33 protein-coding genes, 1 tRNA gene and 1 pseudogene are annotated in these 25,756 nt (G+C 66.7%); 13 read left to right on the top strand and 22 right to left on the bottom strand.

All coding sequences use genetic code 11. From position 1 onward, the window contains the following. Together cysG and PKB_RS16590 are read left to right on the top strand one after the other, a co-directional pair. A complete protein-coding gene (gene cysG, locus PKB_RS16595; RefSeq protein WP_043253221.1) occupies window positions 1-1,386 on the top strand; it encodes a siroheme synthase CysG in 1,386 nt (461 codons plus the stop codon). A 14-nt stretch (window positions 1,387-1,400) separates the two neighbouring features. Beyond that, a complete protein-coding gene (locus PKB_RS16590) occupies window positions 1,401-1,733 on the top strand; it encodes a lysozyme inhibitor LprI family protein (RefSeq protein WP_043257445.1) in 333 nt (110 codons plus the stop codon). Window positions 1,734-1,886: 153 nt separating this feature from the next. Here PKB_RS16590 and PKB_RS16585 read toward each other — a convergent pair whose 3' ends face one another. From PKB_RS16585 to PKB_RS16555, 7 genes are all read right to left on the bottom strand, one after another. Next, entirely contained in the window at window positions 1,887-2,888 is a 1,002-nt protein-coding gene (locus tag PKB_RS16585; protein WP_043253220.1) for a glutathione S-transferase family protein, read from the bottom strand. A gap of 88 nt (window positions 2,889-2,976) precedes the next feature. Next, window positions 2,977-3,975 (bottom strand): glycosyl transferase family protein, encoded by a 999-nt coding sequence (locus PKB_RS16580; protein WP_043253219.1) that lies wholly within the window; start codon window positions 3,973-3,975, stop codon window positions 2,977-2,979. Beyond that, the gene (locus PKB_RS16575) at window positions 3,972-4,307 is read right to left on the bottom strand and encodes a TusE/DsrC/DsvC family sulfur relay protein (protein WP_043253218.1); all 336 of its coding nucleotides are present in this window, start codon (window positions 4,305-4,307) and stop codon (window positions 3,972-3,974) included. The genes PKB_RS16580 and PKB_RS16575 overlap by 4 nt, the downstream gene beginning before the upstream one ends. After that, window positions 4,304-4,603 carry a sulfurtransferase complex subunit TusB gene (tusB, locus tag PKB_RS16570; protein WP_043253217.1) on the bottom strand — a complete coding sequence of 100 codons (300 nt, stop codon included), beginning with the start codon at window positions 4,601-4,603 and terminating at the stop codon, window positions 4,304-4,306. The genes PKB_RS16575 and tusB overlap by 4 nt, the downstream gene beginning before the upstream one ends. Continuing rightward, complete coding sequence (gene tusC / locus PKB_RS16565; protein ID WP_043253216.1) at window positions 4,603-4,962, bottom strand: sulfurtransferase complex subunit TusC; 360 nt, start codon at window positions 4,960-4,962, stop codon at window positions 4,603-4,605. Before tusC ends, tusB begins: the two co-directional genes overlap by 1 nt. Then, window positions 4,962-5,354, bottom strand: coding sequence for a sulfurtransferase complex subunit TusD (gene tusD / locus PKB_RS16560; RefSeq protein WP_043253215.1), 393 nt, complete (start codon window positions 5,352-5,354; stop codon window positions 4,962-4,964). The genes tusC and tusD overlap by 1 nt, the downstream gene beginning before the upstream one ends. 115 nt (window positions 5,355-5,469) lie before the next feature. Continuing rightward, window positions 5,470-6,135 (bottom strand): Bax inhibitor-1/YccA family protein, encoded by a 666-nt coding sequence (locus PKB_RS16555; RefSeq protein ID WP_043253214.1) that lies wholly within the window; start codon window positions 6,133-6,135, stop codon window positions 5,470-5,472. Window positions 6,136-6,264: 129 nt separating this feature from the next. On the opposite strand from PKB_RS16555, the gene PKB_RS16550 reads away from it, so the two are divergent. After that, window positions 6,265-6,352 (top strand) — tRNA-Ser (locus PKB_RS16550). 160 nt (window positions 6,353-6,512) lie between these two features. On the opposite strand, the gene PKB_RS16545 is transcribed toward PKB_RS16550, so the two are convergent. Beyond that, on the bottom strand, window positions 6,513-7,505 hold the full coding sequence (locus PKB_RS16545) for an NAD(P)H-quinone oxidoreductase (protein ID WP_043257443.1): 993 nt from the start codon (window positions 7,503-7,505) through the stop codon (window positions 6,513-6,515). A gap of 168 nt (window positions 7,506-7,673) precedes the next feature. Between PKB_RS16545 and PKB_RS16540 the strand changes: the two genes are divergently transcribed. The 4 genes from PKB_RS16540 (at window position 7,674) to PKB_RS16525 (ending at window position 9,834) form a co-directional block, all read left to right on the top strand. Beyond that, a complete protein-coding gene (locus PKB_RS16540; RefSeq protein ID WP_043253213.1) occupies window positions 7,674-8,543 on the top strand; it encodes a LysR family transcriptional regulator in 870 nt (289 codons plus the stop codon). Window positions 8,544-8,621: 78 nt separating this feature from the next. Beyond that, window positions 8,622-8,966: a hypothetical protein gene (locus PKB_RS16535; protein WP_043253212.1), complete on the top strand. Its 345-nt coding sequence runs from the start codon at window positions 8,622-8,624 to the stop codon at window positions 8,964-8,966. Between the two features lie 102 nt (window positions 8,967-9,068). Further along, window positions 9,069-9,281 (top strand): hypothetical protein, encoded by a 213-nt coding sequence (locus tag PKB_RS16530; RefSeq protein WP_043253211.1) that lies wholly within the window; start codon window positions 9,069-9,071, stop codon window positions 9,279-9,281. Window positions 9,282-9,552: 271 nt separating this feature from the next. Next, window positions 9,553-9,834, top strand: coding sequence for a DUF3303 domain-containing protein (locus PKB_RS16525; RefSeq protein WP_043253210.1), 282 nt, complete (start codon window positions 9,553-9,555; stop codon window positions 9,832-9,834). 5 nt (window positions 9,835-9,839) lie between these two features. Here the strand turns inward: PKB_RS16525 and PKB_RS16520 are convergent, their stop codons facing one another. From PKB_RS16520 to PKB_RS16490, 7 genes are read right to left on the bottom strand one after another with little or no spacing between them, the layout of a single operon-like run. Beyond that, entirely contained in the window at window positions 9,840-11,240 is a 1,401-nt protein-coding gene (locus tag PKB_RS16520) for a sensor histidine kinase (protein WP_043253209.1), read from the bottom strand. Then, window positions 11,237-11,899 carry a response regulator gene (locus tag PKB_RS16515; RefSeq protein WP_043253208.1) on the bottom strand — a complete coding sequence of 221 codons (663 nt, stop codon included), beginning with the start codon at window positions 11,897-11,899 and terminating at the stop codon, window positions 11,237-11,239. Before PKB_RS16515 ends, PKB_RS16520 begins: the two co-directional genes overlap by 4 nt. Window positions 11,900-11,901: 2 nt before the next feature. Continuing rightward, on the bottom strand, window positions 11,902-12,543 hold the full coding sequence (locus tag PKB_RS16510; protein ID WP_043253207.1) for a tetratricopeptide repeat protein: 642 nt from the start codon (window positions 12,541-12,543) through the stop codon (window positions 11,902-11,904). Beyond that, window positions 12,540-13,346 carry an SDR family oxidoreductase gene (locus tag PKB_RS16505; protein WP_043253206.1) on the bottom strand — a complete coding sequence of 269 codons (807 nt, stop codon included), beginning with the start codon at window positions 13,344-13,346 and terminating at the stop codon, window positions 12,540-12,542. Before PKB_RS16505 ends, PKB_RS16510 begins: the two co-directional genes overlap by 4 nt. Continuing rightward, a complete protein-coding gene (locus PKB_RS16500) occupies window positions 13,333-14,019 on the bottom strand; it encodes an iron-containing redox enzyme family protein (protein WP_043253205.1) in 687 nt (228 codons plus the stop codon). The genes PKB_RS16505 and PKB_RS16500 overlap by 14 nt, the downstream gene beginning before the upstream one ends. An 8-nt stretch (window positions 14,020-14,027) precedes the next feature. After that, window positions 14,028-15,494, bottom strand: a complete 1,467-nt coding sequence (locus PKB_RS16495) for an AMP-binding protein (protein ID WP_043253204.1) — start codon at window positions 15,492-15,494, stop codon at window positions 14,028-14,030. Continuing rightward, window positions 15,484-16,161, bottom strand: a complete 678-nt coding sequence (locus tag PKB_RS16490) for a thermostable hemolysin (RefSeq protein ID WP_043253203.1) — start codon at window positions 16,159-16,161, stop codon at window positions 15,484-15,486. The genes PKB_RS16495 and PKB_RS16490 overlap by 11 nt, the downstream gene beginning before the upstream one ends. A 254-nt stretch (window positions 16,162-16,415) precedes the next feature. Between PKB_RS16490 and PKB_RS16485 the strand changes: the two genes are divergently transcribed. The 6 genes and pseudogenes from PKB_RS16485 to PKB_RS29190 all read left to right on the top strand — a co-directional run bounded on the left by PKB_RS16485 (window position 16,416) and on the right by PKB_RS29190 (window position 20,155). Continuing rightward, the gene (locus PKB_RS16485) at window positions 16,416-16,940 is read left to right on the top strand and encodes a chalcone isomerase family protein (protein ID WP_043253202.1); all 525 of its coding nucleotides are present in this window, start codon (window positions 16,416-16,418) and stop codon (window positions 16,938-16,940) included. Further along, window positions 16,937-17,473, top strand: a complete 537-nt coding sequence (locus tag PKB_RS16480; RefSeq protein WP_043253201.1) for a DUF3833 domain-containing protein — start codon at window positions 16,937-16,939, stop codon at window positions 17,471-17,473. The genes PKB_RS16485 and PKB_RS16480 overlap by 4 nt, the downstream gene beginning before the upstream one ends. Beyond that, window positions 17,473-18,133 (top strand): annotated as a pseudogene (locus PKB_RS29900) (SDR family NAD(P)-dependent oxidoreductase). Before PKB_RS16480 ends, PKB_RS29900 begins: the two are co-directional and overlap by 1 nt. 20 nt (window positions 18,134-18,153) lie before the next feature. Then, window positions 18,154-18,459: a DUF6482 family protein gene (locus PKB_RS29895; RefSeq protein ID WP_167333393.1), complete on the top strand. Its 306-nt coding sequence runs from the start codon at window positions 18,154-18,156 to the stop codon at window positions 18,457-18,459. Then, window positions 18,456-19,997 carry a cryptochrome/photolyase family protein gene (locus tag PKB_RS16470; protein WP_043257439.1) on the top strand — a complete coding sequence of 514 codons (1,542 nt, stop codon included), beginning with the start codon at window positions 18,456-18,458 and terminating at the stop codon, window positions 19,995-19,997. Before PKB_RS29895 ends, PKB_RS16470 begins: the two co-directional genes overlap by 4 nt. Further along, window positions 19,994-20,155: a DUF2256 domain-containing protein gene (locus PKB_RS29190; RefSeq protein ID WP_084166661.1), complete on the top strand. Its 162-nt coding sequence runs from the start codon at window positions 19,994-19,996 to the stop codon at window positions 20,153-20,155. Before PKB_RS16470 ends, PKB_RS29190 begins: the two co-directional genes overlap by 4 nt. On the opposite strand, the gene PKB_RS16465 is transcribed toward PKB_RS29190, so the two are convergent. The 7 genes from PKB_RS16465 to PKB_RS16435 all read right to left on the bottom strand — a co-directional run bounded on the left by PKB_RS16465 (window position 20,096) and on the right by PKB_RS16435 (window position 25,653). Further along, entirely contained in the window at window positions 20,096-20,593 is a 498-nt protein-coding gene (locus PKB_RS16465) for a DUF2878 domain-containing protein (RefSeq protein ID WP_043253200.1), read from the bottom strand. The two genes, PKB_RS29190 and PKB_RS16465, sit on opposite strands and share 60 nt — an antisense overlap. A gap of 1 nt (window position 20,594) precedes the next feature. Then, window positions 20,595-21,863 (bottom strand): SAM-dependent methyltransferase, encoded by a 1,269-nt coding sequence (locus tag PKB_RS16460; RefSeq protein ID WP_043253199.1) that lies wholly within the window; start codon window positions 21,861-21,863, stop codon window positions 20,595-20,597. Next, entirely contained in the window at window positions 21,853-22,650 is a 798-nt protein-coding gene (locus PKB_RS16455) for a DUF1365 domain-containing protein (protein ID WP_043253198.1), read from the bottom strand. Before PKB_RS16455 ends, PKB_RS16460 begins: the two co-directional genes overlap by 11 nt. After that, a complete protein-coding gene (locus PKB_RS16450) occupies window positions 22,647-23,894 on the bottom strand; it encodes an NAD(P)/FAD-dependent oxidoreductase (protein ID WP_043253197.1) in 1,248 nt (415 codons plus the stop codon). Before PKB_RS16450 ends, PKB_RS16455 begins: the two co-directional genes overlap by 4 nt. A 3-nt stretch (window positions 23,895-23,897) precedes the next feature. Next, window positions 23,898-24,653, bottom strand: coding sequence for an SDR family NAD(P)-dependent oxidoreductase (locus PKB_RS16445; protein WP_043253196.1), 756 nt, complete (start codon window positions 24,651-24,653; stop codon window positions 23,898-23,900). Further along, window positions 24,650-25,072: a nuclear transport factor 2 family protein gene (locus PKB_RS16440; RefSeq protein ID WP_043253195.1), complete on the bottom strand. Its 423-nt coding sequence runs from the start codon at window positions 25,070-25,072 to the stop codon at window positions 24,650-24,652. The genes PKB_RS16445 and PKB_RS16440 overlap by 4 nt, the downstream gene beginning before the upstream one ends. A gap of 134 nt (window positions 25,073-25,206) precedes the next feature. Next, window positions 25,207-25,653, bottom strand: a complete 447-nt coding sequence (locus tag PKB_RS16435) for a PAS domain-containing protein (protein WP_043253194.1) — start codon at window positions 25,651-25,653, stop codon at window positions 25,207-25,209. Between the last annotated feature and the right edge of the window lie 103 nt (window positions 25,654-25,756).

Here is a 25,756-nt window from a genome sequence, read left to right as displayed (position 1 = left end):
ATGGATTCGCTGCCGCTGTTCCACATCCTGCGCGGGCGTCGCGTGCTCTTGGTCGGGGGCGGTGAAGTCGCGCTGCGCAAGGCACGCCTGCTCGACAGCGCGGGCGCCGTCCTGCGCGTGGTCGCACCACAGGTTCACAGCGAGCTGCGCGAGCTGGTGGAGCAGGGCGGTGGCGAACTGCTCGAACGCCGCTATGCCGAGGGCGACCTCGGCAATTGCGTACTGGTCATCGCCGCCACCGACGACGAGCCGCTGAACGCACAGGTATCGCGCGACGCCCATGTGCGCAGCGTGCCGGTCAACGTGGTCGATTCGCCGGCGCTATGCAGCGTGATCTTCCCGGCCATCGTCGATCGTTCGCCGCTGCTCGTGGCAGTGTCCAGCGGCGGCGACGCGCCGGTGCTGGCGCGCCTGCTGCGGGCCAAGCTGGAAACCTGGATTCCCTCTACCTATGGCCAGCTGGCCGGGCTGGCAAGCCGCTTCCGCGAGGCGGTCAAGCAGCGCCTGCCAGACCTGCAGCAGCGCCGCCAGTTCTGGGAAGAAGTCTTCCAGGGGCCGGTGGCCGAGCGCGCGCTCTCCGGGCAGCCCGCGGAAGCCGAACGCCTGTTGGTCGAGAAGCTGGCGGGCGGCCAGGCTGATGCGCGTGGCGAGGTGTACCTGGTCGGCGCAGGCCCGGGCGATCCTGACCTGCTGACCTTCCGCGCCCTGCGCCTGATGCAGCAGGCCGACGTGGTGCTCTATGACCGTCTTGTCGCTCCGGCCATCCTCGATTTGTGCCGCCGCGATGCCGACCGTCTTTATGTCGGCAAGCGCCGTGCCGACCATGCCGTTCCGCAGGACGAGATCAACCGCAAGCTCGTCGAGCTGGCTAAGGAAGGCAAGCGCGTGCTGCGTCTGAAGGGCGGCGATCCCTTCATATTCGGTCGCGGTGGCGAGGAGATCGACGAACTGGCGGCCAATGGCATTCCGTTCCAGGTGGTGCCGGGCATTACCGCAGCCAGCGGCTGTGCAGCCTATGCCGGCATTCCGTTGACCCATCGCGATTACGCGCAGTCGGTGCGTTTCGTTACCGGTCACCTGAAGGACGGCAGCACCGATCTGCCATGGAACGACCTGGTCGCGCCTGGTCAGACCCTGGTGTTCTACATGGGCCTGGTTGGCTTGCCGGTGATCTGCGAGCAGTTGGTGCGCCACGGTCGTGCTGCGAGTACGCCGGCAGCTCTCGTGCAGCAAGGCACCACGGTGCATCAGCGGGTGTTCACCGGCACCTTGGCCGATCTGCCACAACTGGTCGCTGAGCACGAAGTACATGCGCCGACCCTGGTGATCGTCGGCGAAGTGGTTTCCCTGCGCGACAAGCTCGCCTGGTTCGAAGGCCAGCAATGATGGGGGGGCGCGCCATGGCAGTCTTCGGTGCGACCTGTGCCCTGGCTGTTTTGGCGCTTCCGGCCAGTGCGGCCAGCTTCGATTGCAAGCAGGCCCGGCACGCAGATGAGAAGGCCATTTGTGCCGATCGCCAGTTGTCCGAGCTGGATGTGCAGATGGCTACCACCTACCGCCTGCTCAGTGGCCTGTTCGCCATGGGTGTGCGGGGCGATATGGGCGACGCCCAGCTTGCCTGGCTGGATGAGCGCCGCGCCTGCGGCGCTAACAAGGCTTGCCTGAAACAGCGTTACCAGGAGCGCCTGGCTGCACTGCAGAAGATCTACGACAAGATCGACAAGCCACTCTGACGTATCGGCCATTTCTTGGCTGAACCGGGGAGGCGAACTGCCAGGCATCTGCTCGATGCACGCCTGCGATAAACGTCTGGTTCGAATCCGTGTGTGCCGACAGGTAAGGTCAAGCGGCGGATAACCTCGAAGGTTATCCGCCCTTCGCTCGCCTCAGCCTTTGCGCGCGATCCCTTTGCCCGGCAGATGCTCGCGCCCGTGCGGTGCGCTGAAATCCTGCTGCGGGCCGAGCGGTACCACGCCGGTTGGATTGATGGTGCGATGGCTGCCGTAGTAGTGGTTCTTGATGTGCTGGAAGTCCACGGTTTCGGCCACGCCCTGCCACTGGTACAGCTCACGCAGCCAGCCGGAGAGGTTAGGGTAATCCGCCAGGCGCTTCAGGTTGCATTTGAAGTGCCCGTGATACACCGCGTCGAAGCGGATCAGCGTGGTGAACAGGCGGACATCGGCTTCGGTCAGGTATTCACCAGCCAGGTAGCGCCGCTCGCCGAGCAGGGCTTCCAGACGGTCGAGTTCGTCGAACAGCGTATTGAATGCTTCCTCGTACGCACCTTGGGTGGTCGCGAAGCCAGCGCGATAAACGCCGTTGTTCACTGCCGGGTAGATGCGTGCGTTGAGGGCGTCGATCTCTTCGCGCAGTTCGGCGGGGTAGAGGTCCAGGTCGTTGCCGGTCAGCCCGTCGAACGCCGAGTTGAACATGCGGATGATTTCCGACGACTCGTTGCTGACGATGCGTTTCTCCTGCTTGTCCCACAGCACAGGCACGGTGACGCGACCGGTGTAGTGCGGGTCGTCGCTGGTGTAGCGCTGGTGGAGGAAGCGCAGGCCTTCCAGGGCGTCGCCGCTGGAGCCGAAGTCGCGGTCGAAAGTCCAACCCTCTTCCAGCATCAGCCAGCTGACCACCGAGACGTCGATCAGGCCGGACAGGCCCTTGAGCTTCCGATAGATCAGCGTGCGGTGTGCCCAGGGGCAGGCCAGGGAGACGTAGAGGTGATAGCGCCCGGCCTCGGCGCGGAAGCCGCCTTCGCCGCTGGGGCCGGGACGGCCGTCGGCGGTGACCCAGTTGCGGCGTTGCGCGTTCTCGCGCTGGAAGCGGCCATCCTTGCTGGTGTCGTACCACTGGTCGTGCCAGCGGCCATCGATGAGCTGTCCCATGACGGGCTCCCGTGTAAGTAAGCGATGGGAGCCAGTCTATTCATTTGCTGTCGATAGATAAGCGCAAAAATACGCTTCTATGTATCGATCAGATCGATTTGTCTCGGGCGGCCCAGCGCTCGCGCGCCTCTGCAAAGGCAGTCTCGCGGTCTCGGCCGAGGCCGCGAAGGGCGAGCGCCATTGTGGCGGTTACCGCCAGCTCGCCATAAGCATCGTCGCTTGCGCCGGTCCAGACGTCTTTCAGCACCTGCGGGTCCAGGCGCTCCGGCTTGACGTGGCGCAGCGCGGAAAGGGCTGGCCACTCCTCATCCCAGCTCTCGCCGTTTTCGGCGCCATAGAGTTGCGCCGGGCCGTCCGGGTTGATCTCGATCTCGCCGCCTTCGCCCTTGATCACGATGGCGCGGTCGCCGAGCAAGCGGCTGGCTTCGCGGTGGGTGTCCTGGTAGCCGGGGTGGAAGATGCTCTGCAGGATGCAATGCGCGCCCAGCGGGTTGAGCAGGCGCACCAGCGAGTGGATCGGCGAGCGCAGGCCGAGGGTGTTGCGCAGGTCGATCATGTGCTGCAACGTCGGCATCCAGTCCACCAGCGGTGCGAATGCCAGGCCGTGTTCGTCTAGGGCACTGCCAACCGAATGCCAGTCGCGGCACAGCGGAATGTTCAGCACATCCAGCAGTTGTTCGGTGTACAGGCGCCCCGCGGTATGTGCGCCGCCCCCATGCAGGAGGATGCGCGTACCGCTGCCGGCCAGGCACTTGGCGGCCAGCAGGTACCAGGGCAGGTGGCGCTTCTTGCCGGCGTAGCTGGGCCAGTCGAGGTCGACGGGGATGGCCGGAGCCTGCAAACGAGCGCGCACCGCTTCGGTGAAACCGGCGAGCTCGTCAGCGCTTTCTTCCTTGTGTCGCAGCAGCATCAGGAAGGCGCCCAGTTGGGTCTCTTCCACCTGGCCATCGAGGATCAGGCCGAGCGCTTCGCGGGCCTCTTCACGGGTCATGCTGCGTGCACCGCGCTTGCCCTTGCCGAGGATGCGGACGAACTGGGCGAAAGGGTGTTCGGCGGGAGTCTGCAGGACGAGCGGGGCGACTGTCATAGGCAATTGGTCGGCTTCGGCAGGCCGGCAAGCTTGGCGGCAAGCTTGGCCGGGGTGCCCTTGAACAGGAGGTTGAGGTGCAGGCTGTTGCCCTTTTCCGGGCCCAGGCGCTGGGCGACGAACTTGATCAGCGGGCGGTTGGCCGGCGACAGCTGGAACTCGGCATAGAACTCTCGCAGCAGGGTGATGATTTCCCAGTGGTCGGCGGAGAGGTGCAGGTCTTCCTGCAGTGCCAAGGCCTCGGCGGTGGCCTCGGACCAGTCGCCCAGATGCTGCAGGTAACCGTCCTTGTCCAGGGCGATGCTATGACCGTTGACCGAGAGCGTATTCATAGCCAGGCGTTGACCTTGTCGTAGCGGGTGCAGAGTTCGACGAAAGCGGGGTAGTCGACCGCCTTTGCATTGGCCGGCAGTGCGTCCTGCAGGCCGCGGGCCTGGAGGTCTTCGTCGAGGGCGAAGAGTGCGTTGGGCAGCGACTCCAGGCGTTGGCGCGGTGCGCTGCCGGTGGCCAGGGCGTAGACGGCGTCGCCGCTGAGCAGCATGGCGTCGTCGCTGCCAAGCAGCATCAGGCAGCTGTCCAGGCGACCGTCGCCGAACGGGGAATGGGATAGCAGATGCAGCGTGCTCATCAGAGGGTGATCACCTGGTCGTAGTCCTGGGTCAGCTGCCGCAGCGCGGTGTCGTCCAGCACCTGTGCCGGCAGGCTCAGCCCGTCGGCGGCAAGCCCGCGCTCAGCGAGGCTGCGAGCGGCTACATAGAGATCTTCGACGCCGAACAGCGGGAGTGCCTGGAGGTTTGCCTGCAGGTCTTTCTGTTCCAGGTTGGTGGGCTTCTGCCCCGGCGCGAGCTGGAAAACGCCGTCATCCAGGAAGAGCAGGCCGATGGGCAGGTCGAAGGCGCCGCCGGCGAGCGCGATGTCCAGCGCTTCCCGGGCCGCGGGGCCGGACCAGGGCGCCTGGCGGGTGATGATCAGCAGGGATTTGGCCATCAGTCGCCTCCGAAGCAGACCAGGCGGTCGGCGAGTTGTGCCGCTTCATGCAGCTGGCCCAGGCCGGACAGCTCCCAGGGCGCCTGCAGGTTGGCTGCCGGGCGCTGATAGCGGCTGGCCTCTTCGGTATTGAGCACGCCACGGCGCAACGCGGCGGCGATGCAGACCACAGCGTCCAGTTTGTGCTCGCTGACGAAGCGGCTCCAGGAGGCGGCGACGTCGAGCTCGTCCTGGCTGGTCACCGGATTGCTCGACGCGCTGTGCACGCCGTCCTGGTAGAAGAACAAGCGGACGATTTCATGGCCGCCGGCGAGCGTCGCCTCGGCGAAACGCAGGGCGCGCCGGGCCGCGGGCGAGTGCGGGGGAGCGAAGAGGGCAATGGCGAATTTCATGGCTGAAGTCGTACGGCGGACGTGCCGGCAATGATACGGCGCTTGTGGAAATTTCGCTGGCCGGAAAAAGCAAAAAGCCCGTCGAAACGGGCCTTTTGCCTACATATCAGCTCGATCAGTCGTCGCGACCCATGATGCCGAAGATCTGCAACAGGCTGAGGAACAGGTTGTAGATCGAGATGTAGAGGCTGATGGTCGCCATGATGTAGTTGCGTTCACCACCATGGATGATCGCGCTGGTCTGGAACAGGATGGCCGCCGAGGAGAACAGCACGAAGCCGGCGCTGATCGCCAGTTGCAGGCCGCTGATGTGGAAGAACAGCGAAACCAGGGTGGCGCCGAGCAGGACGAAGAAACCCGCGGTGATGAAACCGGCGAGGAAGCTCATGTCCCGGCGAGTCGTCAGCACATAGGCGGACAGGCCGAAGAACACCAGGGCGGTCATGAAGAACGCCGAGGAGATGATGCTGGCGCCGTTGGCCATGCCCAGGTACAGGTTGAGGATCGGCCCGAGGGTGTAGCCCATGAAGCCGGTCAGGGCGAAGGTGCTGATCAGGCCCCAGCCGCTGTTGCGCAGCTTCATGGTGAGGAAGAACAGACCGTAGAAGCCGACCAGGGTGACCAGCGGGCCCACGTGAGGCAGGCGCATCTGCTGCGAGACATAGGCGACCAGGCCGCTGAAGGCCAGGGTCATGGCGAGCAGGCCGTAGGTGTTGCGCAGAACGCCACTGACCTCTTTCTGCTCGATCGCGGCGGGGCTGATGAATTGCCGTTCTTGCATGGCTAGAAACTCCTGTAATCGGAGTAGGACTCCGTGACCGTAGTTGTAGGAATCATAACAAACGTCGGTAGGCCGTACAGGATCAGTGTTTGACAGTGTGTTGCGATCCGGTACTATGGCGGCCCTTCCGGAAGTGTGGCCGAGTGGTTTAAGGCAGCGGTCTTGAAAACCGCCGACGGGCAACCGTCCTAGAGTTCGAATCTCTACGCTTCCGCCATCTGCTTCAAGCTGAAAGCCCCGCACTGCGGGGCTTTTGCTTTTCTGGCCCTGGCTTCTGGCGCAGACAATGCCAGTGGTTCATTTCCGAAACCTTAAGATTGTTCCGAAACTATAGGCTCCGTGCGAGGGCCCACTGCTGCGCAGCGGGCCATCCATTGTCAGCCTTGATGCTGCACGGTCAGCACCATCTTGCCGATATGGCCGCTGCTGTCGATCAGCTCGTGGGCTTCGCGGGCCTGGGCGAGATCGAACGTCTGGAAGATCACCGGCTTGAGCTTTCCGGCCTGGATCAGCGGCCATACCTGCGCTTCCAGCTCGCCGATGATCTGTGCCTTGTCTTCGGGGCTGCGGACGCGCAGGGTCGAGCCGATGAGGGTCAGCCGCTTGGTCAGCAGGGGCATGAGGTCCAGTTCTTTCGCTGCGCCCTTGATGACGCCGATCTGCACCACGCGGCCGTTCAGCGCAGCGGCCTGGAAGTTCCGGCCCACGTAGTCGCCGGCGATGATGTCGACGATCACATCAGCTCCTCGGCCATCGGTGGCCTTCATCACTGCTTCGACGAAGTCCTCCTGCAGGTAATTGACGGCCAGGTCCGCACCCAGTGCTAGGCTGGCCTGGCGCTGCGGTTCGTTCCTCACCGTGGTGATGATCTTCGCCGCGCCGAACGCCTTGCCCAGCATGGTCGCCGTGGTTCCGATACCCGAAGCGCCGCCGTGGATCAGCAGTGTTTCGCCTGGCTTGAACTGGCCGCGCTGGAAGAGGTTGACCCAGACGGTCATGAAGGTTTCCGGCAGTGCCGCCGCCTCGATCATGCTCAGGCCTTCAGGCCATTGCAGCGTGGTGAGTTCGTTGACCACCGCGTACTCGGCGTAGCCGCCGCCCTGAATCAGCGCGCTGACCTTGTCGCCGATGGCGAAGCGGCTGGGCTCGCTGCCGAGGGCAACCACTTCTCCCGCGATTTCCAGCCCGGGGATGTCGGAAGCCCCCGCCGGCGGGGCGTAGAAGCCCTTGCGTTGCAGCACGTCAGGACCATTCACGCCCGCTGCAAGAACACGAACCAGCACTTCGCCGGGCGCGGGTTTTGGCGTCTGCCGTTGCACCGGCATCAGGACTTCGGGGCCACCCGGTTGGGTGATCTCGATGGCGGTCATGTGGGCGGGGATGGGGGCAGTGGATTCACGCATTCGGGCTTCCTCGGTAGAAGGACCTGGCCGATGCCGGCCGGGTCAGGACGCTCGCCATGCTAGTAGCCCTGTATGATGCAGTCGCGCAGTGTTATCTCATCTGGAGGATGCAAAAATGCATCACGAGGTAAACCCATGAACTGGGACGATGCCCGGGTGCTTCTGGCGCTCGGCCGAGCGCAGACGCTACGTGGGGCCGCCCGCGTGTTGCATGTCGACCAGGCAACCGTAGGGCGGCGCATTGCCGCGATTGAGCGCGCCCTGGGCTCCACGCTGTTCTTGCGCACGTCCACTGGCTACCTGCTGACTGAGGCCGGCGAGTCCGCGTTCGAGGCCGCCGAAAGCATGGAGGCTGCAGCCACGGAGCTGGTGCGCAGAACCCAGGGGCTGGACAAGGCGCTGTCGGGCGAGGTGCGGGTGACCACCACCGACTTCCTCGCCGTCGACTTCGTCATCCCGGCCATCGCCCGGGTGCATGCCGAGCATCCGGATGTGCGGGTGGTGCTGACGAGTTCCTCGCAGCTGCTGAACCTTTCCAGACGCGAGGCGGACATCGCCATTCGCACGCAGAAGCCCGACAACCCCGATCTGATCGTCCGGCGCCTCACCCGTTGGCCGATGTGCCTTTTCGCGTCCCAGGCCTACCTCGACAGCCATGGCATGCCGGAGCCGGGAACGGCGTTCAGGGGACATGACCTGGTGGCCTACGAACCCTACCTGAGCGAGGGCCGGGCGCTGACCCTGGTGGGCGAATCGGCAAGCGCAGGGCGGATAGTGGCAGCGGTCAACTCCAGCATGATGGTGCGCACGGCCGTCGGCGCCGGCCTCGGCCTCGGCGAGCTGCCGCTGTACATAGGCGAGCGGGACGGCCTGGTGCGCATCTGGCCGGAGCGTGAGCGCAGCAAGCCCTACGAAGTCTGGATGGTGACCCACGAAGACCTGCGCCACACCGCGCGGATTCGGGCCGTCATCGAGCAGGTGGTGCAGGTGTTCGCCGAGGCTTGAGCGGGGGGCGTTGAGTTCTATCGGAAAAAAGCTGGAGAAAGGTAGGATCTTGGCTCCATTGGCAAGGAAGAGCTGAAGATGAGTGGGTACTGGTTCGGACTCGGAGTGGTGGTGTTCATCGCTTTATTCAGCTTGGGGCTGCACCAGGAGGGGCTGGCTTATCAGCGCCGCAATAAGAGCAGCATCGACCAGGCCTTCCGCGAGGCCATGGCGCAGCATGGTATTGCAAGTGTGGAAACCCTTCAGGAGCACATGAATCTGGGGAGCCGTCGCATGGGCGGGAAACGGCTGTTCGAGGTCCACAGAATCCTTCACAGCGCGCCGGATCGTTGGTTTGTCTACATGCACGTCGAATATTCAGATCCGGTGCTCGTGGCGATTTCAGAGCAACGAGCCATGACTGCACTCAACAACAAGGGCTAAATAGCTGCCCTTGACGGTCTGATCGTTTCAGGGACCTGACGTCGGTTTGGTCGCTCGCCGAAGGAGCGGCTAACCTCCTGGAAAACCCAAGAGAGGCAGAGCATGAACAGACCCAATCAGCAGCTGCGCAGTGAACTGCAGGACATCGCACAGATGGGCGAGGAGGCCGCGCATGTCATCTGGCAAGTGGTCAAGACGCTGCCGGAGGATCAGATCGAGGCGCTCATGCAGGCCATCGGGCTGGTGCATGAATGCGTCGACAAGGCGCACGACCTGGCCAACCGCGTGAAGGCCGGCGGAGTCGTGGCGGTCTGAATGTCCTTACGCAACGGCGCTTGGCCCGTTGCTGATTTCCCCGCCGTCCTGGCGGCCCGACACGGGCCCAGGCCTTCCGTCTGTTGCTGCCGCTCGCGTGAACAGCTAGGGATGAGCGGCACTGCCGGCGCGCCGAATCCTGCTATGCCTATGCCTGAGAGACCGCTCCAAGCCCCCTGGCTGTAACGCTTGGCTAACACCGGCGTGCCATGGCTGCGGTGCCGTACTGGGCACGCGAAGACCCATGGTCCATCCGGACAGAAGGTGGGAAATGCTTTTCATCGTCAGCTGGACAGTCATGCCCGATAAACGCGACATCGCCATCGGGCGCTTCCTCAAGACCGGCGCGCTGCCGCCGGCGGGCGTCACCATGAAAGGGCGCTGGCATGCGGTCGGGCGCGTCGGCGGCTTCGGCCTGGCCGAGGCGGACGACCCGGCGCTGCTGCAGACCTGGTTGCTCGAGTGGAACGACATCATGCACATGGAGGTGTATCCGGCCCTCACTGACGAGCAGGCCGCACCGCTGCTGGCGGCGCTGGCGGCCAAGCGCTGAGGGTGCTACAGGGGCGGGGCCAAGGGCTCGTCGGCCGCATCGTGGCGGCGGGGCAACCGCAAGGTGGCGCACAGGCCGCCGCCTTCGCGGTTGCGTAGCGCCACGGTGCCGCCCAGGCGCTGCACGATCATGGCGACGATCGACAGCCCGAGTCCCGCGCCGTCCTGGCGGCCCTCGCTGTAGAAGCGCTGGAACACCCGCTCCAGTTTGTCTTCGGCGATGCCGGGGCCGTCGTCCTCGACGCTCAGTTCGAAATGCTCGCCGTCGCGCCGCAGGCCCACACGTACCTGGCCACCCGGCGGCGAGTGCTTCACTGCATTGGTCACCAGGTTCTGCAGGGCGATGCCCAGGGCGTTGCCGTCGCTCTCCAGGCGGTAGTCGCCTTCGGCGATATCCAGGCTCGGCTCCTGGCCTTGGCCGAGGATCCAGGGCGTCAGCTCGGCGAGGGTATCGGTGGCCACGCCGGCGAGGTCCACCGGCTTCCACTGGCGCTGGCTGAGCTGGGGCTCGATGCGCGCCAGGGTCAGCAGTTGGTTGACCACCCGGCTCAGGCGGTCGACGCCGCCGATGAGGAAGTCCAGGGCCGCCTGGCGCTCTTCGTCGCTGCGCGCCTGCAGGGCGTTCTGCGCATGCAGGCGGAGGATCGCCAGGGGCGTGCGCATCTCATGGGCGGCATCGGCGATGAAGCGGTGCTCGCGGCGCAGCAGGCTGTCGATCTGTCCGAGCAGGCGGTTGAGCGCGGCCTGCATCGGCTCCAGCTCCTTCGGCAGCGGCACCAGTTGCAGCGGCTCGAGGGATTCCGCGTGCCGCGCGCGGATCACCCGCGCCATGTTCTGCAACGGCTGCAGGCCCCAGCCGATGGCCAGCCAGACCAGCAGCACCAGCGCCAGGCTGCCGATCAGGAAAGGCAGCAGGGTGTGGCGGACGATGCGCGACACCAGGTCGTCGCGCACGTCGTTGCGCTCGCCGACCCAGATCAGCAGTTTCTGCTCCGGCACCGGCAGCAGGAAGCCGCGCCACTGGTGGCCTTCGACTTTGTAGTTGGCGAAACCGGGCTTGCGCAGCGGCGCGGTGAAGGTTGGCGCGCTGGGCGTGTGCACCAGGATTTCGCCACTTTCGCGCCACACCTGGAAGGCCAGCTTGTTCTCGTAAGGGTGGCCGATCTTGTGCTTGCCGGCCTGGCTGAGGGCATTGTCGAAGGCGCTGTAGAGCACATGGCTTTCGGCATCGCCCAGCGGCAGGCTCATCACGCCCTGCAGCAGGCGGGCGTTCTGCGCCAGGTGGGCGTCGTAGACCTCGGCGATCTCGTGGCTGCTGTCGTGGTAGTTGTACAGGGTGAGCAGGCCGTTGCCGATCAGCATCAGCAGCATGACCCGCCAGAGGGTGCGTTGGCGCAGCGAGTTCATGCCTGGCCTTCCACCAGGTAGCCGATGCCTCGCACGGTGCGGATGAGTTCGCTGAAGAGTTTCTTGCGCAGGTGGTAGATGTGCACTTCCAGTGTGTTGCTCTCGGCTTCCTCGTCCCAGCCGTAGAGCAGCTGGGTGAGGCGCTCGCGGGTGAAGACCTTGCCCGGTTGCGCGAGCAGTTCGTGCAGCAGCACGTATTCCTTGGGCGTGAGCGTCACCGGCTTGCCCTGGTAGCTGACCTGCTGGGTGGCCGGATCGAGACTGACCCCGGCGTGCTCGATCAGCACCCGGGCGCGCCCGGCGCTGCGGCGCAGCAGCGCGCGCAGGCGGGCTTTCAGTTCGTTGAGGTCGAAGGGCTTGATCAGGTAGTCGTCGGCGCCGGCGTCCAGGCCGGCGATGCGGTCCTCGGTGGCATCGCGCGCGGTGAGGATCAGCACTGGTACGGCCGAGCCGCCAGCGCGCAGGCGCTTGAGCAGCTCGATGCCGTCCAGGCGCGGCAGGCCGAGATCGAGCACCACCAGGTCGAAGCTTTCCTGTTGCAGGGCGTGCAGGGCGCTGACGCCGTCCTGCAGCCAATCGATGGTGTAGCCCTCCTGCAGCAATCCGGTGCGTACCCCTTCGCCCAGGGCGGTGTCGTCCTCTACCAGCAGCAGCCGCATGGTCAGTCCTGTTTTTCCTTGATTGCCTGCAGTAAAGCATTGATTTCGCCGCGTCGGCCCTGGTCGGCCAGTTCCCGGCCCGGTCGCGGAGCCGCCTGCAGGGCCTTCAGCAGAGCCGAGCGGGATTCCGCGTAGCGTCCCTGACGATACAGGTGGTCGCCCCAGAAGTAGAGACTGTCGATGCCGTCGGGATTCAGCGCCAGTGCCTTGCGCAGCATGCTCTCGGCCTTGTCGGCGTCACCGAAGCCGATCGGCCAGCCCGGCACGCGGTCGTAGAGCGCGCCCAGGCTGGTGTACGCCGAACCCTGGAGGGCGTTGGGGTCGATCTGCAGCGCCTTCTCCAGGCTGGCGCGCGCCGCCTTGACCTTGCTCAGCGCGCCGAGGCCGCCCGCGGCGCCGGCCCAGCTGCTGGTGACGATGCCGTTCCAGATCCAGGCCTCGGCCGCGTTCGGCTGGTCGCGGGTGAAGGCCGCGCTGTCGGCTGCCAGTTTCTCGAAGGCGGCGGCGCGCTGGTCTTCCGGGAAGCGGTACTGGATCTCCGCCCAGCGCTCCTGGATGACGCTCAGGCGGTGTGCGCCGCCTTGGTCGAGAGCCCAGGCGAAAGGCGTGGCGGCAAGCAGGCAAAGCAGGATCAGGCGCTTCATTTGAGTGGCTCCTTGGTATTCGCGTCGCTGTAGCGGCGGATCATCGGCAGTTGCTTGCGCAGCGCGCGGTCGATCAACCCGGGCAGCATGCCGTTCAGGCGCACGAAGAGCTTTTCCGGCCAGCCCAGGTACAACTCGCTGAGGTTCCTCTGTACGGCGCTGAGCACCGAGCGGGCAACGTCGGCGGGATCGTCCATGCCGACCTTCAGCGCCAGGTTGAGGGCGGTGGCGGCAGCCGAGTTCATGCTGGTGCGGGTGGCGCGTGGCGCGACGTAGAGCACGTCGACCGCGGTGTCGGCCAGCTCCCGGCGCAGCGCCTCGGAGAAACCGCGCAGGGCGAACTTGCTCGCGCAATACGCTGCGTAGCCGGGATAGCCGATGGAGCCATAGATGGAACCGACGTTGACCACCAGCGCGTGCGGCTGGGCGCGTAGCAGCGGCAGCATCACGCGGGTCAGTTGCAGGGTCGCGTTGATGTTCAGGCTGAGCAGGTCGTCGAGGCCGCTCTCGTCGATCTGCTCGAGCAAGGCGAAGCGGTTCACCCCGGCGGCGTTGAGCAGCAGGTTCACGCCGCCCATCTCGTGGGCGGCGGCGACCACTGCCTGGCGGCCCTGGCCGGTGCGCAGGTCGGCCGCCTGCCAGCGCAGTTGCTGCGGGTAGCGCTGCAACAATGCGGCGAGTGCACCTTGCTGGCGGCTGATGGCAAGCACATGGGCGCCGGCGGCGCAGAGCTGCTCGGCCAGTTGCAGGCCGATGCCGCCGCTGGCGCCGGTGAGTACCGCGCGGCATTCAGACAAGCGCATGGTTCACCTCGCTGCGGGAGGCCTCGGCACGGGGCAGCCCGCGGAACATGTCGGCGTACAGGCGATAGACGACCTTCGCCGAGTGCACGACGGCTTCCTGGTCGCGCGCATCTTCCAGGCGATCCATCAGGCCGCGGTAGGTGGCCATGTGGTCCTGGTCCAGCGCACCGTGGGAGCTCAGGTAGCTGAAGGCGTTCGCCGGCAGTCCGAGGCTCTTCTGGATGGTCCCGGCGGCCTGGGTGGCCAGCGCGATACTGGTGCCTTCGAGGACGTTGACCATGCCGAACAGGCCCACCGGGTTGTCGCGGGCGATCAGGTCGTAGAGGAAGGCCACCATCAGCTCGATGGGCAGGGCCGGTCGGCTGTTGCGCACCTGGTCCGGGTCGCCGCCGCAGGCCGCGATGTCGTTGAGGATCCACTGCTCGTGGCCGTATTCCTCGTCGATGTACTCGCAAACCGCGCCGCGCAGCCATTCCAGGCGAGTCGGCAGCTTGGCGCCGCAGGCCATCATCAGCGGCACCGTATGGCGGACGTGGTGATAGGCCTGGGTGAGGAAGGCGACGTAGCCCTCCAGGCTGACCGCGCCGCCCAAGGCATCACGGATCACGGGAACGCCGAACAGCGCGGCGCGTTCGTCGGCAGTGGCCTGTTGCAGGTGTTCGAAGAAAGACATGGCGAACCTCAATCGTTGGCAAGTTCGGAAAGGGTGGTCTGGTAGCGCCGGAGGATTTCCTCGCGGCGCGGCCGGCCATTGGCGGTGAGCGTCCCGGAGGCGCTGCCGAAGGGCTCGGGCAGGCGTTTCCAGGCGTGCACCCGGGCGTAGTCGGGAAGCGTGGCGTTGCACTGCTGCACCGCCTGCTCGAGGGTTTCGTCGCTGGCCTGCGGGTCCAGCGGCCAGAGCAGGGCGAGGTTGTGCGGCAGGCCTTCGCCGTGGACGAAGGCTTGCAGCAGGACGCCGCCCTGGGTGAGCTCGGCCTCGATCCATTCCGGATTGACGTTGCGGCCGAAGCTGGTGATGAACTGGTTCTTCTTGCGCCCGGCGAGGTACAGGTAGCCGTCGTCGTCGAAGCGGCCGAGGTCGCCGGTCGGCCACCACTGGCCGGTGAACGCGGGCTCGCCGAGATAGCCGAGCAGGGTCGAGCCGCGCACCAGCACTTCGCCGTCGTCGGCCAGCGACACCTGCACGTGCGGCAGCGGTTTGCCGACGCTGCCCGGGCGGTTGGCCCCGGGGTGGTTCAGGCAGACCACCGAGGCGCATTCGGACAGGCCGTAGCCCTCGAATACCGGCAGGCCGACCGCAGCGGCGCGGTCCAGCAGGCTCTGGGCAACCCGCGCACCGCCGACCGCGACAAAGCGCAGCGGGCCGACGCGCATCAGGCCGCGCTCGATGGCGGTGACCAGGCCGAGCAGCAGTTGCGGCACCAGGATCAGGCTTTCCGCGCCGCTCAGGGCGATGCAGCCAAGCAGGCGCCTCCAGTCCACGCCGCTGGCGCCACTGATGCCCAATTGCGCCTGCGGCAACACGGTGAGGCTGGCACCGGCCAGCAGCGCGGCGTAGATCCCGAGGTTTTCCAGCAGCACGGCCAGCGGCAGCACGGCGAGGTACTTGCGTGGGGCGGTGGGGCGGCTGGCCAGCTCCAGTTCGCGGGCGACCCGCAACATGGCCTCGGCGGACAGGCAGACACCCTTGGGCGCGCCGGTGCTGCCGGAGGTGTAGGTGATCTTGGCGGTGCTGGCCGGGACGCCAGCGGCGACCCCCGCCGGGCGCTGCCAGAACGGCTCGCCGCCGGTGAAACCATTGGCGTCCAGCTCGGCGTGCAGGTCTTCGCCGGTCAGCGCCAGGGTCGCCTGGCTCTGTGTCAGGCAATGGGCGCGCTGCGCCGGGCTGAAGAAGGGCGGCAGGATCACGCAGGGGCGTTCGGCGAAGAGCGCGGCCAGGTCCCAGAGCAGGGCCTGCGGGCCATTCTCCAGGGCAAGGGCGAACACGCCCGGCGGTTGCGCGCGCAACAAGGCGGCGCGGCGCTCGATCTCGTCGAACAGCTGGCGGTAGCTGAGGCTTTCGCTGGCGCCGCGCACGGCCAACTGGTCGCCGCGCTCGCTGGCGTGGGCGCGCAACCGTTCGTGGAAGTGGTTCAGTTCAGGCTGCATGTCCGGCCTCCGTGAGCAGCATGGGGAAACCCAGGCGCTGGTACACGCCCTGGCGCTCCAGCTCGTCGTGGCCGTAGCGGATGTTGCCGGCGAAGACATGCGGGTGCTGTTCGTAATAGGTGCCCCAGCTTTCATGGTCGCCGTTGAGGCGGATCGGGTCGGCGTCGGCCAGCAGCGTGGGTTCCAGGCCCAGGCGGTGGAAGCTGTTGATCAGCCCCGCGGCGCCGGTGAAGGCGACCCAGTGCAGCCCGCGGGCGGCCAGCAGCCAGGTCACGGCGATGATGATGAGGCGCGCGCTGCCGGCGCTCAGCGAGCTGAGGTTGCCGACCTCTACCAATTCGTCGCGCGCCACCGGGCGGCCAGCGATGCGCGAGACATGCACTTCCAGGGGATGGTCCAGGTAGCGCTCGAGGAACAGGCTGCCGCTGCTGGCCGGGCGAATGCCGGCGACTGCGGTCAGGCGCCCATGGCTGTCGTGCAGGCCGAGCAGTTCGGGCAGGAAGTGATGGACGTCGGCATGGTGGACATGCTCGAAACAGTCATGGACGAAGGCTTCCAGCTGTGTGCGCTGAGGATCGCCTTCATGTTGCAGCGTCAGGCTGGACTGACGTTCGGCGCCAGGGCCGAAGCGAAAGGGAAAAAGGGCGCCCCATTCGGCGTGATTCATGTCGTTCCCCCCAACAGGAACTGTCGATGGGAGCAGTATCGGGCGGGAGTCTGAATGGAATCTGAAGCCCTCCGGCGTCCCGGAAACCTCCCGTCGACGACGGTTGGCATGGTAAAAGTTGTACAAAAATAAAATATGTACAATTATCGGCAGGGTGCGTCGAGGATGGCTTGTACAGCTTTTGACGGCGGGAGGCAGCGGTCATGGCATGGCGTGGTTTCTCATTCGGAGGCAACCGGGCAGCAGCGTTACTGATGGGGCTGGCGCTGCTGGGCGGCCCCGTGGGCGCCGCGGACTGGCGCGAGCAACTGCCCGAGGCGCGCCTGGTGGGGGCCGGCGACTTTCACTGGTATGGACTGCGGGTGTATTCCGCGCGCCTGTTCAGCCCGGTGGTCCGCCCCGACTTGACGCAGCCCTTTGTGCTGGAGCTGACCTACTGGCGTTCACTCAGCCGCGCCACCCTGGTTGACGCCAGCCTCGAGGAAATGCGCAGGCTGGCGCCACTACCGCCCAACGACGTGCAACTCGCGGCCTGGGCAGCGTTGATGCGCTCGGCATTCGTCGACGTGCGTCCGGGACAGCGCATCAGCGGCCTGTACCTGCCCGGTAAAGGCTGCCGCTTCTACACCGACGGGCGCCTGCAACGGGTTGTGGACGACCCGCAGTTCGCCCGTGCCTTCTTCGCCATCTGGCTCGATGCGCGCACCCGCAAGCCGGAGTTGCGCCGCGAGCTGCTGGGCCTCGCCGGGCCCGGCATCGCTACAGGAGAGCAACCATGAAACGCCTGCTCGGGCTGTGCTTGCTGCTGATGCTGGGCAGCTGTGGTGGTGTGGGCGTCGAGCGCTATGCCGCCGAGCAACCGCGGCTGGACCTCGCGCAGTTCTTCGCCGCGCCGGTGGAGGCGTGGGGCATCTTCCAGAAACGCTCGGGCGAGGTGGCGAAGCGTTTCCACGTGCAGATCGCCAGCCATCGCGAAGGCGAGCGACTGATCCTCGACGAGCGTTTCCTGTATAGCGACGGCACCCGCCAGCGCCGGGTCTGGACGCTGACGCCGGAGGGCGCCGGACGGTGGCGTGGGCAGGCTGCCGACGTGGTCGGGGTGGCGCGCGGCGAAGTCGCCGGCAACGCCCTGCGCTGGCGTTATCGGATGCAACTGCCGGTGGATGGCTCGACCTACGAAGTGGACTTCGACGACTGGATGTACCTGATGGACGCCGACACCCTGGTCAACCGGTCGAGCATGAGCAAGTTCGGTGTTGAACTCGGGCAGGTCAGCCTGTTCTTCCGCCGGTCGCCGGGTGGTCAGCCATGATGGCCGGCGAAGCGGGCATGGCCTCGCTGGGCGACGGCTATCGGGCACTGGTGATAGGCGCGAGCGGAGCGATAGGCGCGGCCTTTTGCGCCTTGCTGCGGGACGATCCGCGCTGCGCCCGGGTTGTGGAGTTGGGGCGCCGTAGTTCGCCGCGCCTGGACCTCGAGGACCCGCCGAGCATCGCCGCAGCCGCCCACGAGGTGGCGGTGCATGCGCCGTTCCAACTGATCCTGCACGCCGCCGGCTTGCTGCATCGTGACGGCCTGCGCCCGGAGAAGCGCCTGGCCGATCTCGATGCCCTTGCGTTGCAGCAGGTGTTCCAGGTGAACGCCATCGGGCCGGTCCTGGTGCTGCGGCACTTCCTGCCGCTGCTGGACCGACGGGGCGCCATGGCGCTGCTGTCGGCGAAGGTCGGCAGCGTTGGCGACAACCGCCTGGGCGGCTGGTACGCCTACCGTGCCTCGAAGGCGGCGCTGAACATGCTGGTGAAGACGGCATCCATCGAACTGGCGCGCACGCATCCGCAGGCCCGGCTGCTCTGCCTGCATCCGGGCACCGTGGCCTCGGCCCTGTCGCAACCGTTCCACGGCGCCGCCAACGCCCGGCCGGCGGCGCAGGCGGCTCTTCTTCGCCTACGACGGGGCGCGCCTGCCCTGGTGACGACGAAACAGGAGAGTCTCATGAATCTGCTGGAACTGACCGAGCTGGCAGCAGCCGGGAACATACGCCTGCTGGAAGTGGTGTCGCTGGAGGGCGGTTTCTACGTCGTCCAGGTGCATACCGCAGACACCATCAAGGCACTTCACGACGAGCACGGCGGAGTCCTCCGGCTGCTGTCGGTCACCCATGTCCGCGAATACCTCCGCGACCTTCCAGCGGTGCCCTGCGAGCTGGTGCAGCATTCGATCCACGACGAGATGTGCGGCAGCCGCAGCGGTGCCATCGAACCCTTGCGAGTGCCGTTTTCGCTGGTGCAGCAGTGGTGATCGACAGCGCTCGACGCCTGGGATTGGTCCTGGGCGACCAGCTGTCCTTCGACTTGTCGCTGTTCGATGCGCTTGACCCGCAAGAGGACGTGCTGCTGCTGGCCGAGGTCGCCGAAGAGGCGCGCTACGTCGCCCATCATCCGCAGAAGATCGCGCTGATCTTCAGCGCCATGCGGCACTTCGCCGACGCGCTGCGAGAGCGTGGCTGGCGGGTGATCTACGTACGCTTCGACGATCCGCACAACAGCGGCAGCCTGCCCGGCGAGCTGCGCCGCTGGAGCGATCGGCTGCGGGCCCGCGAAGTGCACATCACCGAATGCGGCGAATGGCGCCTGCAGCAGGCGCTGGAGGACAGCGGCCTGCCGTTGAACTGGCACGAAGACCGGCGCGTTCTCTGTTCCCGCGCGGACTTTGCCCGCTGGGCAGCGGGGCGACGTCAACTGCGCATGGAGCTGTTCTACCGCGAGATGCGCCGGCGCAGCGGCCTGCTGCTGGAGCCCGACGGCCAGCCCTGCGGCGGTAGCTGGAACCTCGACGCGGAGAACCGCAAGGCCTTGCCCAAGGGGCTGCGCGGGCCGTTCCCGGCACGTTTTCTGGCTGACGATGTCACCCGCGAGGTGCTGGAACTGGTGGCGGAACGTTTCGGCGACCATTACGGCCGCCTGGAGGGCTTCGACTACCCGGTGACCCATGCCGAGGCGCAGGCGCTCTGGCAGCATTTCCTCGACTTCGCCCTGGCCGCGTTTGGCGACTACCAGGATGCCATGGCCTGCGGCGAACCCTTCCTGTTCCATGCACGGATCAGCGCGGCGCTGAACATCGGCCTGCTCGATGTGCGCCAGCTGTGCGCGGACGTCGAGTCGGCCTATCGCCAGGGCCGTGTGCCGCTCAATGCCGCCGAAGGCTTCATCCGCCAACTGATCGGCTGGCGTGAATACGTGCGCGGCATCTACTGGCTGCGCATGCCGGAGTACGCCGAGCTGAACGCCTTCGGCAACCGCCGTGCGCTGCCCGAGTTCTACTGGACCGGTGCCACCGGCATGCGCTGCATGGCCGAGGCCATCGGCCAGACCCTGGAGCTGGGCTACGCCCACCACATCCAGCGGCTGATGGTTACCGGCAATTTCGCGCTGCTTGCCGGCATCGCGCCCAAGGCCATCTGCGAGTGGTACCTGGCGGTCTACCTGGACGCCTTCGACTGGGTCGAGCTGCCCAATACCCTGGGCATGGTGATGCATGCCGACGGCGGCTACCTCGGCTCCAAGCCGTATTGCGCGAGCGGCCGCTACATCCAGCGGATGTCCGACTACTGTGGCGGTTGCGCCTACCGGGTGGACGAGGCGACCGGGCCGCGGGCCTGCCCGTTCAATGCGCTCTATTGGCACTTTCTCATGCGCCATGCCGAGCGCCTCGAACGCAACCCGCGCATGGCCATGGCCTACCGCAACCTGCGGCGCATGGACGAGGTTCGGCGCGAAGCGCTCTGGCAACGCGGCGAGGAATTGCTGGCGCGGCTGGATGCCGGGGAGGCTCTGTGAAGAAGGCCGACCTGCCGAGCAAGCTGTGCCCGGTGTGCGGCCGGCCGTTCAACTGGCGCAAGCGCTGGGCGCGCTGCTGGGACGCGGTGCGCTATTGCTCAGCGCGGTGCCGGGGCATGCGCCAGGCGCAGGCTCAGCGGCAGCCAGAGCGCCCATAGCGGCGCCAGCAGCAATGCGCTTTGGACGGTCCCTAGCGGCAGGCCGATTCCCGCGAGTCTGGCGCCAGCGATATAGGCCAGCGGACCGGCCAGGGCGCCGACCAGCATGGCGAGCCAAAGTGGGCGCCTGAGCCAGGCCAGGCTGTGGCGCAATCCGCTGGCGAATACCAGCCAGAGCAGTACCAGCCAGGGTGGCAGCAGCACCTGGCCGAAGGCGAACAGACCCATGGCGCCGAGGCTGGCGTCCAGCGCGCAACCGCAAAGCGCGACGCGCAGGATTGCTGCCGTTTCGGCGCGTGGATGCGGACAGCCGGCCAGGTGGACGGCCAGCCCGCCTATGACGCCGATCAGCAACAGCGGATGGTGGGCGCCGAGTACGCAGGCCCACCAGCCTGCCTGCAGCCAGAGCGCATTTGCGACCAGCCAGGCCCGCGACATCTCAGGCGTCCAGGTACTCCAGCAGCGGCGCGCGACGGGCCGCCGGGCGTGCCCAGAGCAACTGGGCGACGCCGATGCTGCGCTCCAGGAAACCGCCTTCGCAGTAGCTCAGGTAATACTCCCAGAGGCGCTGGAAGCGTTCGTCGTAGCCCAGCTGCGCCAGGGCCTGGCGCGACTGCCGCAGGTTCTCCTGCCAGTGCCCCAGGGTGCGTGCGTAGTGCCCGCCGAAGTCCTCCATGTGCAGCAGGTTGAGGTCGGTCTCCCGGCTGGCGGTCTGCAGCAGGGCGGTCAGCGAGGGCAGGGCGCCGCCGGGGAAGATGTAGCGCTGGATGAAGTCCACCGAGCGACAGGCCTGCTCGTAGCGCTGGTCGCGGATGGTGATCGCCTGCAGCAACATCAGGCCGTCGTCTTCGAGCAGCGCGGCGCAACGACGGAAGTACTCGGGCAGGAAGCGGTGCCCCACGGCCTCGATCATCTCGATGGAAACCAGCTTGTCGTAGCGGCCGCGCAGGTCGCGGTAGTCCTCGCGCAGCACTTCGATGCGTCCCTGCAAGCCCTGGGCTTCGACGCGATGGCGGGTATGGGCGTACTGCTCCTCGGACAGGGTCGTGGTGGTGACCCTGCAGCCATAGTGGCTGGCCGCATAGAGCGCCAGGCTGCCCCAGCCGGTGCCGATCTCCAGCAGGTGGTCGCCCGGCTGCAGGTCGAGCTTGCGGCAGATGCGCTCGAGCTTGTTGAGCTGGGCCTGTTCCAGGCTCTGTTCGGGGTGCTGGAACATCGCTGCCGAGTACATCATGGTCGGGTCGAGCAGGCGCTCGAACAGGGCGTTGCCCAGGTCGTAGTGGGCGGTGATGTTGCGCCGCGAGCCGCGGCGGCTGTTGCGGTTCAGCCAGTGCAGCAGGCGCAGGGCCGGGCGCCCGAGTCGCGCCAGGCCGCCCTCCATGGAATCAAGCACCTCGAGGTTGGCGACGAACACGCGGATCACCGCGGTAAGGTCCGGGCTGCGCCAGTAGCCGTGGATATAAGCCTCGCCCGCACCGATCGAACCGTTGCCGGCGACCAGGCCCCAGACCGCGTCGTCGAGCACCTGGATCTCCGCCTGCAGCGGGCTGGCGGGGTCGCCGAAGGCCAGCCGGCGCTCGCCCAGCAGCAATTGCAGGCCGCCATGGCGCAAGCCGCCAAGCTGCGCCAGCACGGCGCGGCGAAACAGGCCGAGGCCCAGGGTCGAACGGCTGCCGGACCTGATTGCGATGAGGCCGTCACTGGACATGCTGGGTATCCTCCGGGGTGTCGCGACCGCTGCCCAGGTGCCCGTCCGGCGCCTGGTGGTCGTGGATGGGCGTGCCTTTGATCAATAGGCGCAGGGCTTGCCAGTAGATGGCGGACAGGGTGCTCAGGGTCGTCCACGGGAAGGCCGCCACATGCCGGCGCAAGGCTTCGGCGCTCAGAGGCTGGCGCTCGACGGCGAGTCCTGCCTCGAACAGCTTGTGTTCGTCGCGCCAGCTCTCGATGTGCACGCGGATGTGCGGCCCCTCGAGCAGGAAGCGCATGTGGTAGCGGGTATCCCGCGGCAGGAAGGGCGACACGTGGAAGCGCTTGTCGAACCACTGGTCGATGGCGCCGCCCGGACGCACGCTCACCACGTAGTGATAGCGCTCGCGCCAGGGCGTGTTGCGCACCTCGCAGAGGATCGCCGCGAGGCGGCCGTCGTCGTCGTGGCAGAAGTAGAAACTCACCGGGTTGAACCAGAGCCCCCAGCAGCGCGGCTGGGTCAGCAGCTCGATGCGCCCGCGCGGCACCTCGCCCAACGCCTCGCCGACCAGCTCGCGCACCGCTTCGCTCAACGGGATGCCCTGGCGGGTGTAGGCCGGCAGATAGTCGCGCTCTCGCCAGCACAGCGGGGCGAAGCGCCAGCGCCCCAGCAGGGGGGACAGTGCGAGCAGGTCCAGCTGTTCGTCGAGGTCCAGGCAGAGCATGCCGACGCGGTAGCGGAATGCGTGGGGGCGGGGCGCCCAGCGGCGATGCTGGACCCAGCCCTGGCACAGGCTGCTGTTCACAGCTGTTCTCCGAAATAGCGGGCCACGCGCAGGGCGCTGAGCACGCCGTCCTCATGGAAACCGTTCGCCCAGTAAGCGCCGCAATAGAAGCTGTGCTGCCGGTCTTGCAGCGCGGCCCAGGCGGCTTGCGCCGCAACGGTGGAGGCGCCGTATTGCGGGTGCGCGTAGGAGAAGCGCGCGAGCACCTTGGACGGATCGATGATCTCCCCCAGGTTCAGGCTCACGCAGAAAGTCACCGGCGCCTCCAGGCCCTGGAGGATGTTCATGTCGTAGGTGACGGCGGCGGGTTGGCCGGGCGCACCGCCGAGCCGATAGTTCCAGCTCGCCCAGGTCTTGCGCCGGCGCGGCAGGACGCGGGTGTCGGTGTGCAGCAGGACCTCGTTCTGCGCGTAAGGCAATGCGCCCAGGACCTGTGTTTCGGTCGTGCTGGGCTCATCCAGCAGGGCCAGGGCCTGGTCGCTGTGGCAGGCGAAGATCACCTTGTCGAAGCGCTCCGGTCCGGCGGCGCTGTGCAGCGTCACGCCGGTGTCGTCGCGGCTCACGCGCTGCACCGGGCAGTTCAGCCGGATATGTTCGCGGAAGCCGGCGCACAGCGGCTCCACGTAGCTGCGCGAGCCACCCTCGACGACGCGCCACTGGGGACGTCGATTGACCGACAGCAGGCCGTGGTTGCGGAAGAAACGGACGAATGCCTCCAGCGGGAAGTCGAGCATGTCGGCGCGCGACATCGACCAGATCGCCGAACCCATGGGCACTATGTAGTGGTCGATGAAGCGCGCGCCGTAGCCATTGCTGCGCAGGTAGTCGCCGAGGCAGGCTTCGTCGCCGAGCAACTGCCCTTGCAGGTCGTCCACCGCCTCGCGGTTGAAGCGCAGGATGTCCCGCAGCATGCCCCAGAAGCCCGGCGAGAGCAGGTTGCGGCGCTGGGCGAAGAGGCTGTCGAGGCTGTGCCCGTTGTACTCCAGGCCGCCGTTTGGATCGTGCACGGAAAAGCTCATCTCGGTCGGCCGCGACGCGACCCCCAGGCGGTCGAGCAGGCGGATGAAGTTCGGGTAGGTCCAATCGTTGAAGACGATGAAGCCGGTGTCCACCGCATACCGGCGGCCCTGCCAGTCGACATCCACCGTGTGCGTATGGCCGCCGATCCAGTCGCTGGATTCGAAGACGGTCACCGCGTGCCGGCGCGCCAGCAGGTAAGCGCAGGTGAGCCCGGAAATTCCGCTGCCGATGATGGCGATGCGCATGTCTCAGCGTCCTTGTGGCGGGCGCGCCAGGCGCTTGCCCAGGGCCAGGCGCCAGGTGGCGGGCAACCGGCCCAGCAGGCGCAGGGCGAGGGTGAAGGCCAGCGGGAAGACGATCTCCAGCGGGCGCGCCGGCAGGCGTTCGGCGATGTGGCGGGCGGCGCGTTCGACCGGCCAGCGCTGCGGCATGGGGAAGTCGTTGCGACGGGTCAGCGGGGTATCGACGAATCCGGGGCTCACCAGGGTGACGGCGATGCCCTCGGCGGCGAGGTCGATGCGCAGCGACTCGAACAGGTAGCGCAGTGCCGCCTTGGACGCTCCATAGGCCCCGGCGCGCGGCAGCGCCAGCCAGGTCACGGCACTGCACATGGCCACCAGCGAGGGGCGCTGGCCGCGTCGCAACAGGGGCAGGGCGGCCTGCAGGCAGAGGCTGGCGCTGAGCAGGTTGGTCCGTATGACGCGCTCCACCAGGGCGCTGTCGAATCGTCCCGGTTCCAGGTATTCGCAGGTGCCGGCATTGAGGATCGCCATGTCGAGCGCGCCCCAGGTCTGCTCGATGCGCTGCGCGATGCCGGCGACCTGTTGTGGATCGCCCAGGTCTCCCGGCGCCAGCAGCACCTGGCCGGGGAAGCGTTCGTACAGCGATTGCAGCGGCGCGATGCGGCGGGCACTGAGCGCCAGGCTGTGACCTTCGCGCAGCAGCAATTGCGCCAGTGCCTCGCCCAGGCCGCTGCTGGCACCGGTAAGCCAGATGCGGCTCATGCCAGCCTCCGCTTCAGCCAGGCGATGACCCGGCCGAGCAGCGGCAGGTGCTCGTAGAGCAGGGCGCCACTGTCGAAGTAGTCGTGGTGCAGGTAGACGCGATCGGACCAGCGCAGGTAGGTGCAGCCGTCGACGCGGATCGGGCGGCCTCCGCGCAGCTGCGGATGGCTGAATTGCAGGGTCCAGCGCAGGTATCCCTGGCCTTCACCGCTTTCGTCGAAGCTGTGGAAGGTGAAGTGCGGGGTCGTGACGCTCGAGTAGAGCTGCTCGAAGTAGCCGCGCAAGGCGGGCAGCCCGTGGATGCGATGCAGCGGGTCGCGGAATTCGATGTCCGGGCTGTACAGCTGCTCGAGCCTGTCCAGGTTATGGCGGTCGAGCGCAGCGAAGTCTTGTGCGAAACGTTGCAGAAAGGGGGACATGCGAGCGCTCCGAAAAAATGTTGTACAGGACGATTATTCTGTACAACTATTTTCGGAGCCTATCGTAAAACTTGTACGTGTCAATTGGTCTTGTACAGATATTATCTCAAAAGTTGTACAAGATTCCGGTTGCCTCAGGCGTCTTGCCCGGCCAGCCGCTCGCGCAAGGACCTGACTTCCGCCTCCAGCTCGCGCACGCGCTCGAGCGCCTCGACCTCGCCGGTCACGTCGCGCTGGATGCCGATGAAGTAGGTGAGCTGGTCGGCCTCGTTGTAAACCGGGGTGATCGACAGCTCGTTCCAGAAGCGGCTGCCGTCCTTGCGGTAGTTGCGCAGCACCTGGCGGCACGGGCGCCCTTCGCGGATCGCCTGGCGGATCGCGGTCAGGCCCGGTTGGTCATGGTCCTCGCCCTGGAGGAAGCGGCAGTCCTGGTAGAGGATGTCGGCGCCGGCGTAGCCGGTCAGGCGCTCGAAGGCCGGATTGACGTAGATGAGGATGCTGTCCTCGCCTTCCTGTTCGGCTACCACGATACCGTCGTTCGAGGCTTCGACCACGAGTTGCAGGAGCTTGGCGTTGATCATGGCGGCGCGGGACCTCGGCGAGTACGGCGGGGGAAAGGTTGTCCGCCCAAGGTTATCCCTGCTGCGTGTGTCTGCCTAGGCGTTCGCGGACCTGTCTGCGCGG

The organism is Pseudomonas knackmussii B13, assembly GCF_000689415.1.
In the GTDB taxonomy this organism is placed as follows: domain Bacteria; phylum Pseudomonadota; class Gammaproteobacteria; order Pseudomonadales; family Pseudomonadaceae; genus Pseudomonas; species Pseudomonas knackmussii.
This window is presented reverse-complemented; position numbering and strand designations above follow the sequence as displayed.